Below are 9,938 nucleotides of genomic sequence, written 5' to 3' on the forward strand. Positions count from 1 at the left end.
CCGATGAGACCGATCGAGCGGACGCTGGCGACCTGGTCTTCGGTGATCCCCTTGCCGTCGTCGCGCACCTCCAGGCCGATCCCCTCGTCGGTAGCGGTGAAGGCGATCTCCACGTGCCGCGCGCCCGAATGGCGGGCCACGTTGGTGAGCGCCTCCTGGGCGATGCGGAAGACGGCGGTGGCGCGGTCGGGACCGAGCGGCGGCTCCGCGGAGGGCACGTCACAGCCGCATTCGATCCCCGAGTGCTTCGCGAAGTCCTCGGACAGCCACTCGATGGCTGCCGCGATCCCCAGGTCGTCGAGCACGGCCGGCCGAAGGTGCGCCGCCAGGCGGCGGACCGCCTCCACGCTGCGGTCCACCAGCTCCAGCATCGTGCCGAGGCGTTCCGGCACCTCCTTCGGGCCCGAGGCACACCGGTCGACCAGCCACGTAAGATCCATCTTGAGCCCCGTCAGCGCCTGGCCAAACTCGTCGTGAATCTCGCGCGCGATCGCCGTCCGATCCGCTTCGTACACGCTGTGCAGCTCGACCGCCAGCGCACGGAGCCGGTCGCGGGAAGCCCGAACCATGTCCTCCGCCCTCTTCCGCCCGGTGATGTCGTGGGCGACACCCTGGTACCCAACGACGGTGCCGTCGGCGGCACGCCGCGCCGACCCGGAGACCAGGCAGTCGCGCACGGTTCCGTCCCGGTGGCGGGCCCTTATCTCGAGGTTCCGCACGACTCCCTGCCGCTCGATCTCCTCCACGAACCGCTCCCGGTCCCGGGGATCGGCGTACAGCTCGGTGACGTTGAGGCGCAGCAGCTCCTCACGGGGCCCTCCCCACAGCTCGGCCGCGGCATCGTTCGCGTCGAGCAGTCGCCCGGACCGCGTGGTGATGTACACCGCATCCGTCGCCGTCTCGAACAGCGTGCGATAGCGCTCTTCGCTCTCCCGCAGCGCCTGTTCGGCGCGCCTGCGCTCCGTTACGTCTTTGGCAACGCCAAGGAAACCAGTAGGTCGACCATCACGGCCGCGCAGCACGTTGGTCTTGGCGTCCACCCAGACGGGGCTCCCGTCCTTCCGCCGGCGCAGCCACTCCCCCAGGAAATCGGTGCCTTGCAAGACCCTTTCCAGATCCGCCGCGAGGGCGCGCGGGTCCTGGTCGGGGTAAAGGATCGCGGCGGTCTTGCCCAGCATCTCCTCGGGGCCGTACCCGAAGATCGCGGTCACGCCCTCGTTCCAGTAGGTGATCCGTCCCTCGAGATCGGTCGCGATCACGTTGTCTTGCACGTTGCGCAGGATGTCCGACTGGAAGCGGAGCTGTTCATCGGCGGAGATCCGGTCGGTCACGTCGCGCGCCGCCCCGTAGTAGCCGACCACCCGTGCCTCGCCGTTCAACCGCGGCACGATGCGATCCTCGATCCAGCGGTAGGCGCCGGTCGTCTTGTGCCTGAGCCGGTACAGGCGGGAGCAGGGCCGCCGCCGCTCGTACATAGTTCGTGTCACCTCAATGACGGACTCCAGGTCGTCGGGGTGCAGGAGGTGGAACCACAGCGAGGAATCCCGGAGGAACTCCTCCGGCGTGTGACCGACGAGTGCTTCGACCTGGCAGCTCACGTAGACCGTCTTCCCCGTCAACGGATCTCCGGGCGTGACGACCTCGTACGTGACCTCGTCCAGGTTGGTGAGGAGACGCTCGAGCTGGTTCCGGCTCGCCGCGCGCGTCCCGGGGTCCCTCTTGCGCCGCTTCTTGGTGGGTGGCTTGGCACGCCGACTCGGCACCGCGGTCTCCTCTCTGCCCATGGATGGGGCTGGGCACCCAACACTATCGCAACCCGTGAAGCGGGCGCCAGAGGGGTGGCCTCCCTCCGCGCGGCGCCCCCACGGGCCTCGGTCCCCAGGGCGCGCGCCCCGTCGGTTGGCGCGTCCTGGCCGCGGCGTGAATATTGGACCTCATGCCGACCGAACCGCTCGCCATTCCCCGCACCTTCAACGCCGCCGCCCACTTCGTGGACCGGCATGTCGTGGAGGGACGCGGCGAGCGCCTAGCGCTCGTCTGCGAAGGCGGGCAGCTGACCTACGCCGACATCCACGGGGAGACGAACCGGGTCGGGAACGCCCTGCGCCGGCTCGGCGTCCGGATGGAAGACCGGGTCGCCCTCCTCCTACTGGACGGCCCGGCGTTCGTGGCGACCTTCTGGGGCGCGATGAAGATCGGCGCGGTGCCGGTGCCCACCAACACCCTGCTCAAGCCTGACGACTACGAATACATCCTCAACGACAGCCGCGCCGCGACCGTGGTCGTGAGCCACCTGCTCGTCGGCGCGGTAGAGGAAGTGCGGCCGCGGCTCAAGTACCTGAAGAACCTCATCGTCGTCGGCGAGGCGACGGCGGGGCAGCTCGCCTACGACGACCTGGTCGCGAGCGAATCCACGGACCTCGCGCCGGCGGACACCACCAAGGACGACGTCGCCTTCTGGCTATACACCTCGGGCACGACCGGAACGCCCAAAGCGGCGATGCACCTGCACCACGACATGGCGGTGTGCTGCGACGCCTTCGGCCGGCACGTGTTAGGCATCCGCGAGGATGACCGTTGCTACTCCGTGGCGAAGCTCTTCTTCGCCTACGGCCTCGGCAACGCGCTCTACTTCCCCTTCTCCGTCGGCGCTTCGGCGGTGCTCTACCCCGGCCGCTTCGAGCCGGCCAGGGTGTTCGAGATCATCGCGCGCGAGCGGCCCACGATCTTCTACGCGGTTCCGACCGCGTACGCCGCGCTGCTCCACGCAGCCGAGCACGGCCCGACCCCCGATCTCAGCTCCGTTCGCCTGTGTTCCTCGGCGGGCGAGTCGCTGCCGAAACCGCTTTACGACCGCTGGCTGGAGAGGTTCGGAGTGGAGATCATCGACGGCATCGGCACGACGGAGCTGTGCCACACCTTCATCTCGAATCGTCCCGGCAAGGTGCGGCCCGGCAGCAGCGGCATGGTCGTGCCCGGCTACGAGGCCAAGCTGGTGGACGACGACGGCCTCGAGGTCGGCGTGGGAGACGTGGGGAGCTTGATGGTGAAGGGGGACAGCATCTGTGCGGGCTACTGGAACCAGCACGAGCGCACCAGAGCGACGGTCGTGGGCGAGTGGATCCGCACCGGGGACAAGTACACGAAGGATGAGGATGGGTTCTACTGGTACGCGGGCCGCAACGACGACATGATCAAGGTGAGCGCGCAGTGGGTCTCTCCCGCCGAGGTGGAGAGCGCCCTGGTTGCACACCAGGCGGTGCTGGAGGCGGGGGTCGTGGGCGCGGAAGACGCGGACCAGCTCACCAAGCCGATGGCGTTCGTGGTGCTGAAGGACGGAAGGACGGGCTCAACCGAGCTGGAGCATGAGCTGAAGCAGTTCGTGAAGCACCGGCTGGCGCCCTTCAAGTATCCGCGGTGGGTGGTGTTCCTGCCGGAGCTGCCGAAGACCGCGACGGGGAAGATCCAGCGTTACAAGCTACGAGAACTGACTCCGCACCACCGTTAGGGGAGCTGTGAGGCGCCCAGCAAGCGATCAGGAGACCGGGATGCCCACGTAGGCGATCATCCGCCCGTCCTTCCCACCCGAGGCGCGGTGCGAGAAGAACCGGTCGTTGTCACAGCTCGTGCACAGGGGTGAGACCGTGACCTCGCCCACTCCCAACTCCTCGGCCTGACGGGCCAGCGCGGCGCGCAGGTCGAGACGCTGCTTGCCGGGCCGCGCGGCCGGGCCAAGCACCGCCTTCGCGACCTCCTCACCCACTTCATAGCAGGCGCCGCAAACACCAACTCCACAATGCATTACGAGATCTTCCGGAGAGACTTTCGCACGGTCGTGGAGGAGGCGCACTCCCGTCTCGACGATGCGCGCAGCGGTGCCGCGCCAGCCGGCGTGAAGCAGCGCCACCGCAGACCCGTCGCGGGACGTGAGGTAGACGGGCACGCAGTCGGCGACAGTCACGCCGAGCAGGAGACCCTGTTGCACCGTGGCGTGCCCATCGGCGGCATCGGCAACGTGCCAGCCCTGCCCGACGCCCTCGTGCCACCGCACGGCCGCGCCGTGGACCTGATGGGCCTGCTGGACGGCGTTGAACTTGGGACGGTTCGCGTCACGAAACGCTCGCCAGCGGCCCATGACCGTCCCTACCGGTTCTTCAGTCCAGAAGCCAAGCGAGAACGGCCGCTCCGTGACGCCGGCGACCACGCCGAAGCGGTCCCTCCACTCGGCCAGCTCGACACCGGGGACGGTTCCTCCCGCAACGGACGCCTCGGCGAGCACTGCGCCCCCGGTGCGCCGGTGCGCCCGTGCGCCGGTGCCCGCCGTCACTCCCCCCGCTCGATCTTCGCGCCCAACGCCTTCAGCCGCTCGTGGATCTTCTCGTAGCCGCGCTCGATCTGGCCGATGTTGTGGATGGTGCTCTTCCCTTCGGCCGCGAGCGCCGCGATGAGCATCGCCATGCCGGCGCGGATGTCGGGGCTCTCGACCCTGCCCCCGCGGAGCTGTGACCGACCCGCCACGACGGCCCGATGCGGATCGCACAGCACGATGCGCGCGCCCATCTCGATCACCCGGTCCACGAAGAAGAGCCGCGACTCGAACAGCTTCTCGTGGATGAGGATGAGCCCGTCGCACTGCGTCGCCGTCACCAGCGCGATGCTCATCAGGTCGGCCGGGAACCCGGGCCAGACGGCGTCCTCGAGCTTGGCCACGTGGCCGCCCAGGTCGGAGGCGATGCGGCGCGGCTGGCCCTGGGCGACGATGAGACTGTCGCCGTCGATCCGCGGCTCGACGCCCAGCTTCCCGAACCCCACCAGCGTGGCGCGGAGGTCGTCGGGCCTTACCCCCTCGATCGTGATCGGCGAGTCCGTCACGGCGGCGAGACCGATGAACGATCCGATCTCGATGTGATCCGGTCCGATCGTGAACTCGGCGCCGCCCAGTGGACGTCCGCCTTCGATGGTGATGGTGTTGGTCCCGATCCCCTCGATGGAGGCGCCCATCGCAACGAGGAACCGCGCGGTGTCCTGGACGTGCGGCTCGGAGGCCGCGTTGCGCAGCACGGTGCGGCCCTTCGCGGCTACCGCGGCCATGAGCGCGTTCTCGGTCCCGGTGACGCTGGCCTCGTCGAGGAAGATGTCGTCGCCGGTGAGGCGCTTGGCCTCGAAGTCGTAGGTGGCGCCGACGTTGATCTCAGCTCCGAGCCGGCCCAGCGCGAGGAGGTGGGTGTCAATGCGCCGCCGGCCGATGACGTCGCCGCCGGGCGGCGGCAGGCGCACCCGGCCGAACCGCGCGAGCATCGGGCCGGCGAGCAGGATGGAGGCGCGGATCTTCCCGCACAGCACGGGATCAGGATCGGTGGCCGAGGCCGCGCGCGCGTCCAGCTCGAGGGTGTGCTCGTCCCGCCATTGCGCCCGCACGTTCTGGGCGCGCAGCAGGTCGAGCATCGTCTCGACATCGCGGATATGGGGGACGTTGTGGAGCACGACGGGGCCGTCGGCGAGGAGCGTCGCCGCGAGGATCGGCAGCGCGGCGTTCTTGTTGCCGGCCGGCCGGACGGTGCCGCCAAGGCGGTAGCCGCCCTCGACGACGAAATAGGGAGACATGGGGCGGAAGAATGCGATGTGGCGCACCCAAGAGCAAGCGGATTAGCTTAGACCCCCATGTCTCCCGTAGCCGCCTGGGTCGGACCGACCATCGCCATCTCGCTCGCCATCATCGCGGCGAGCTTCCTCCTGATGGGGGTCGTCGCCCTCGTCATGGGCCTCGGGCTCAAGAAGCAAAGCCGCGCCGCCCGCGACCAGCTGGCGAGGTTCACGGCCGACGCCAAGGCGATGACCGCCCGGCTGAAAGGTGAGCTGGAGGGCTTCGCCGACCTTTCCGCCGAGGCGCGGGCCAAGCTCCGGGGCGCAATCGACACGGTGGATGGGCGGCTCAAGGACTTCGACGCGCTGGTCGAAGTGCTCCAGCAGGAAGCCGAGGAGACGGCGCTCGACGTCGCGGCGTTCGTGCGCACGGTGCGCCGCTCGGGCGCCGTGCTCGGCGCGGCGAGGCGCGCCGTGCGCTCGCGGCGGGGCGCGGGAGAGTAGCGGCCGCGGTGCGACGGGGGCTCCTGCTCCTTGCGGTGGCGGCACTGCTCGTCGCGCTCCTCCCGTCCGACGGATGGGCGTGGTCGCCGGGAACCCACATCTTCCTCGGCCAGTCGGTCCTCGCGAACCTCCCGCTGCTGCCCGGCGCCGTCGCGGACCTGCTGCGCGCCTTCCCCCTCGATTTCCTCTACGGCTCCATCGCCGCCGACACGTCCTTCGCCAAGAAGTACGCGCCGGTGGGCCGCCACAGTCACGCCTGGCACGTGGGCCAGGAGATCGCCGAGCTGGCGGGGAGTGAGTCGCTGCGGGCGTTCGGGCTCGGTTACCTCGCCCACCTCGCGGCGGACGTCGTGGCGCACAACTTCTTCGTGCCGCGCCGGCTGGTGCTCACGTCGTCCACCCGCGCCCTCGGCCACTCCTACTGGGAGGCGCGCTTCGACATGCACGTGGGCGAAGGCTGCGCGAAGACGGCCCGGGAGATCATCGGTCGCGACCACCGCGCCAGCGACGAGCACCTCGACCGCATCATCTCGCCCACCATCTTCAGCGTGCGGACCAACCGGCGGCTGTTCCGGGGGCTGGTGCAGCTCACGGACCTCGCGCAGTGGCAGCGGGTGGTGCAGATCGCGGCGGACCGGAGCCGGTGGGACCTGCCCGAGCACGAGGTCGAGCGCCACATGGCCACGTCGTTCGACTTCGTGATGGACTTCTTCATCGCGCGGGACGCAGCGCAGGCGCTGCGCTTCGACCCGTCGGGCACCGACGCGCTATCGGCCGCGAAGCGGATGCGCCGTCACGCGCTCCAGAGCGGGGGGCGCCGGGACCGGGAGCGGGTGACGGACGTGGCGGAGGAGCACTTCGGGCTCCCGCGCACCGGCCTCGGGTACTGGGACGGCTACGACGTCGAACCGGCGTGGCGGCGCCCCGGCCCGAGGGTCACGGCCCGGAGAGCGCGGCACTGAGCGCGGCGCTCGCCGCCTTCGGGTCCGCCGTTCCTTTCGACCGTTTCATCACCTGCCCCACCAGGAACCCCATCAGCTTCGTTTCGCCGGCCCGATAGCGGGCCAGTTCGGCCGGGTGCGCGTCGAGCGTCTCGCGCACCCAAGTGTCGATCTGGTTGGTGTCCTGGACCTGGATGAGGCCCAGATCCATTGCCACATCGAGGGCGGCGCCCGGAGCGAGTGTGACATTCGCCGAGCGCGCGTCCAGCTCCTGCAGCACCCGCTTGGCGGCCTGGCGGCTCGCCGTGCCGGCCTTCACCAGCCTGATGACGTCCGCGACGGTAGCGGGCGGCAGGGCGCGCTGCACATCCTCCGGATGCAGCGCGAGGACGTCGTTCATCACCCAGTTAGCCGCTTCCTTCGCCTCGATCCCCTCCGCCACCACGCTTTCGTAGTACTCGGCAAGCTCACGCGTGCCGGACAGCACTCCCGCATCGTAGGCCGAGAGGCCGAAGCTGGCCATGAACCTCAGGCGCTTGGCCGCGGGCAGCTCCGGCAGCGCCTCCCGCTCGGCCTTGAGCCACGCGTCAGACAGCACCAGGGGCGGCAGGTCAGGCTCCGGGAAGTACCGGTAGTCGTGGCTCTCTTCCTTCGAGCGCATGGGCCGAACCTCGTTGGCCGCGGCGTCGAACAGCATCGTCCGTTGGACGATGGTATCGCCGCGCTCCACCGCCGCGACCTGCCGGTCGCGCTCGAGCGTCAGCGCGCGCTCCACCCCCGAGAACGAATTCATGTTCTTCACTTCGGTGCGGGTGCCAAGCGGCTCGCCGGGCCGCCGGATGGAGAGGTTGGCGTCCACGCGCAGGCTCCCCTCCTCCATGTTGCAGTCGCTGACCTCCAGGTAGTGGAGCACCTGCTTGAGAGCCACCAGATATGCGCGAGCCTCGGCCGGCGAGCGCAGATCCGGCTCGCTCACGATCTCGATGAGGGGCACGCCCGAGCGGTTGAAGTCCACCGCCGTCATCCCGGGCACCCGGTCGTGGAACGACTTCCCCGCGTCCTCCTCGAGGTGGAGCCGGGTGAGCCCGACGGTGAGAACGCCGGGTTCGGGAGTGACGATCTCGAGTCGGCCGCCGGTCGCGAGCGGCTCCTCGAACTGGGAGATCTGGTAGCCCTTGGGCAGGTCGGGATAGAAGTAGTTCTTCCGCGCGAAGATGCTGCGCCCGTTTACGGCGCAGCCTAACGCGTACGCCGCGCGCACCGCGAGACGCACCGCCTGCTCGTTCGGCGCGGGGAGCGCGCCCGGCATGCCGAGGCAGACGGGACAGACGTTGGTGTTGGGCGGGTCGCCGAACTTCGCCGAGCACCCGCAGAACATCTTGGACCGGGTGAGGAGCTGGACGTGTACCTCGAGGCCGATGACGGTCTCCCAGGTCATCGCGTCTCCGCCGTGCCGTCGCTGGCCGCCTCGAGCGCCTGGGCTATCCGGATGATGGTTGCCTCGCCCTCCATCGCGCCGATGAGCTGCCCGCCGACGGGGAGCCCGCGGTCGCGCCCGATGGGGAGCGAGAGCGCCGGGACCCCGGCGAGGTTGGCGGTGCAGACGAAGATGTCGGAGAGGTACATCGCGATCGGGTCGGCGAGGTTCTCGCCGAACTTGAACGCCGGCGTCGGAGTGGTCGGGGTGAAGAGCGCGTGGACGCCGGTCGCGAATACCCGGGCGAAATCGGCTCGGATGCGCTCCCGGACCCGCTGGGCGCTGCGGTAGTAGGCGTCGTAATAGCCGGCGCTGAGCACGTAGGTGCCGAGGAGGATGCGCCGCCGCACCTCCGCCCCGAAACCATGCCCGCGCGTGTAGCGGTAGAGAGAGCGCACGTCACGAAGGCCGCCGTCCTCCCTCGGCCCGTATCGCACGCCGTCGTAGCGTGCCAGGTTGGACGAAGCCTCTGCCGGCGCGACGATGTAGTAGGTCGGGACGGCGTACTTGGTGTGAGGCAGCGTTACGTCGCGGATCTGGGCACCGAGGGTCTTGAGCATCTTCAGCGCCCGATCGGTAGCAGCGCGGATGCCCGGGTGCAGTCCCTCCGGGAAGTACTCCTTCGGCACGCCGATCACCATCCCCGCGAGCGACGTCGGCGCCGGGCCGGGCTCGCCCAGCGGGACGCGGTCGAGCGTGGTCGCGTCGCGGTCGTCCTTGCCGCTGATGGCGGCGAGCAGCCGCGCGGCGCCGGCCACGTCCTTGCCGAACGTGCCGATCTGGTCGAGCGAGGAACCGAACGCGACGAGCCCGTAGCGGCTCACTCGCCCGTACGTGGGCTTGATGCCGACTATGCCGCAGAAGGCGGCCGGCTGGCGCACCGATCCGCCGGTCTCCGAACCGAGAGCCAGGTTCACAGCGCCGGCCGCCACCGCCGCGGCCGATCCGCCCGACGAGCCGCCGGGCACGCGCGCCGGATCCAACGGGTTCAGCGTCGGCCCGTAGGCGGAGTGCTCGGTGGACGAGCCCATCGCGAACTCGTCGAGATTCGTCTTGCCGAGGATCACCGCGCCCGCCTCGCGGAGGCGCTGCGCGATGAAGCTGTCCCGGCGCGGCTTCGCGCCCACGAGGGCGAGCGCGCCGGCCGTGGTCTCCATCCGGTCCGCGGTCGCGAGGTTGTCCTTGAGGAGTACCGGGATGCCGTGCATCGGACCGCGCGGGCCCCTGGCGCGGCGCTCGTCGTCCAGCGCCCGCGCGATCGCGAGCGCGTCGGGGTTCACCTCCTGCACGGACCGTAGCGTGGGGCCACTGCGGTCGATCGCCTGGATGCGGCGCAGATATATTCCGGCGAGCGCCTCAGCGCTCAGCCGCCCGGCCTGCATGGCGGCCTGCAGCGAAGCCACCGAGGCTTCTTCGACGGGAAATTCCGCCGG

At 69.9% G+C, this 9,938-nt stretch carries 8 protein-coding genes; 3 read left to right on the forward strand and 5 right to left on the reverse strand.

The annotated features are described in order from the left end of the window. Window positions 1-1,763, reverse strand: a 1,763-nt coding sequence (locus Q8Q85_10325) for a PAS domain S-box protein (GenBank protein ID MDP3774649.1), incomplete at its 3' end; no start/stop codon positions are given. A 173-nt stretch (window positions 1,764-1,936) separates the two neighbouring features. Here Q8Q85_10325 and Q8Q85_10330 point away from each other — a divergent pair. Beyond that, entirely contained in the window at window positions 1,937-3,508 is a 1,572-nt protein-coding gene (locus Q8Q85_10330; protein MDP3774650.1) for a benzoate-CoA ligase family protein, read from the forward strand. Between the two features lie 27 nt (window positions 3,509-3,535). Here the strand turns inward: Q8Q85_10330 and Q8Q85_10335 are convergent, their stop codons facing one another. Both Q8Q85_10335 and murA read right to left on the reverse strand, forming a co-directional pair. Further along, window positions 3,536-4,327 carry a polyphenol oxidase family protein gene (locus tag Q8Q85_10335; protein ID MDP3774651.1) on the reverse strand — a complete coding sequence of 264 codons (792 nt, stop codon included), beginning with the start codon at window positions 4,325-4,327 and terminating at the stop codon, window positions 3,536-3,538. Beyond that, entirely contained in the window at window positions 4,324-5,604 is a 1,281-nt protein-coding gene (gene murA / locus Q8Q85_10340) for a UDP-N-acetylglucosamine 1-carboxyvinyltransferase (GenBank protein ID MDP3774652.1), read from the reverse strand. Before murA ends, Q8Q85_10335 begins: the two co-directional genes overlap by 4 nt. A 57-nt stretch (window positions 5,605-5,661) precedes the next feature. Between murA and Q8Q85_10345 the strand changes: the two genes are divergently transcribed. Both Q8Q85_10345 and Q8Q85_10350 read left to right on the forward strand, forming a co-directional pair. Next, the gene (locus Q8Q85_10345) at window positions 5,662-6,087 is read left to right on the forward strand and encodes a hypothetical protein (protein MDP3774653.1); all 426 of its coding nucleotides are present in this window, start codon (window positions 5,662-5,664) and stop codon (window positions 6,085-6,087) included. An 8-nt stretch (window positions 6,088-6,095) separates the two neighbouring features. Then, entirely contained in the window at window positions 6,096-7,049 is a 954-nt protein-coding gene (locus Q8Q85_10350) for a zinc dependent phospholipase C family protein (protein ID MDP3774654.1), read from the forward strand. On the opposite strand, the gene gatB is transcribed toward Q8Q85_10350, so the two are convergent. Together gatB and gatA are read right to left on the reverse strand one after the other, a co-directional pair. After that, window positions 7,024-8,466, reverse strand: coding sequence for an Asp-tRNA(Asn)/Glu-tRNA(Gln) amidotransferase subunit GatB (gene gatB, locus Q8Q85_10355; protein ID MDP3774655.1), 1,443 nt, complete (start codon window positions 8,464-8,466; stop codon window positions 7,024-7,026). The two genes, Q8Q85_10350 and gatB, sit on opposite strands and share 26 nt — an antisense overlap. Next, window positions 8,463-9,938 (reverse strand): Asp-tRNA(Asn)/Glu-tRNA(Gln) amidotransferase subunit GatA (gene gatA / locus Q8Q85_10360; protein ID MDP3774656.1); only part of this gene is annotated, 1,476 nt, incomplete at its 5' end. The genes gatB and gatA, both read right to left, overlap by 4 nt.

This window comes from Gemmatimonadales bacterium (assembly GCA_030697825.1).
GTDB lineage: Bacteria > Gemmatimonadota > Gemmatimonadetes > Gemmatimonadales > JACORV01 > JACORV01.

What these genes read in the sequence shown, in the direction of transcription:
- Q8Q85_10330 (MDP3774650.1), top strand. Translation starts at nt 1,937, where the DNA reads ATGCCGACCGAACCGCTCGCCATTCCCCGCACCTTCAACGCCGCCGCC.
- murA (MDP3774652.1), bottom strand. Translation starts at nt 5,604, where the DNA reads ATGTCTCCCTATTTCGTCGTCGAGGGCGGCTACCGCCTTGGCGGCACC.
- Q8Q85_10345 (MDP3774653.1), top strand. Translation starts at nt 5,662, where the DNA reads ATGTCTCCCGTAGCCGCCTGGGTCGGACCGACCATCGCCATCTCGCTC.
- gatB (MDP3774655.1), bottom strand. Translation starts at nt 8,466, where the DNA reads ATGACCTGGGAGACCGTCATCGGCCTCGAGGTACACGTCCAGCTCCTC.